Origin of the sequence: Synechococcus sp. R6-10 (genome assembly GCF_047461815.1) — a bacterium.
Taxonomy (GTDB): Bacteria; Cyanobacteriota; Cyanobacteriia; order Thermostichales; family Thermostichaceae; genus Thermostichus.
Window position 1 is genome coordinate 1 of sequence record NZ_JANSHW010000595.1, and the last position, 551, is coordinate 551.

The 551-nt window shown below is 50.5% G+C and carries 1 protein-coding gene; it reads right to left on the minus strand.

Features of this window, described 5'->3' with window-relative positions; translation table 11 throughout:
• On the minus strand, nucleotides 1-395 hold a 395-nt coding region (locus NW837_RS14290; RefSeq protein WP_414332252.1), incomplete at its 3' end, for a hypothetical protein.
• Between the last annotated feature and the right edge of the window lie 156 nt (nucleotides 396-551).

The following is a 551-nucleotide window of genomic DNA, read 5'->3' on the forward strand; positions in this document are numbered from 1 at the left end:
TCCATATAGATTACACCTAATATATTCGTTGCAAAAGTTATGGTGCAGGTGTAACTGATGTATTGATTGGGCATTCCCACAGAGTCGAAGTGGACAAAGTAGGACTGAATGGGCGTGCCAGTAGGAACCACCAGCGAGCTGGATGCGTTGTTGATGTCATAGGTACCAGGTCCCTGCGCGTTAACTGTCAGGGGAGCGGACAGTACAAGGTTGCTCTGCTCTTTGAAGACAAAACCATAGAAATCGTTTTCCAGAGCGCCTGTAGAGACGGAAGGCGGTGGAAAGAGCAACGCCAATACTTGTCCTGACACAGAATTTATCTGGGCATTCGCACTACCGACTGTGGCGATGAGCATCGCCGAGCAAAGTGTCCAAAGGCTAACCTGTCTCATCATCTAACCTCCACCTGTGCTGAAAGCAACTTCTGTGCCAATCGATGGCAATTGCGACCAGTTATCTGCAAAACCGAGAGTTATGCTTGCCTGCGGTAGGCGGAGCGGGTCAGGTTGACCCAGAATTGCACTGGGTGGTTGTGGTTGGCGGTGCCTTGA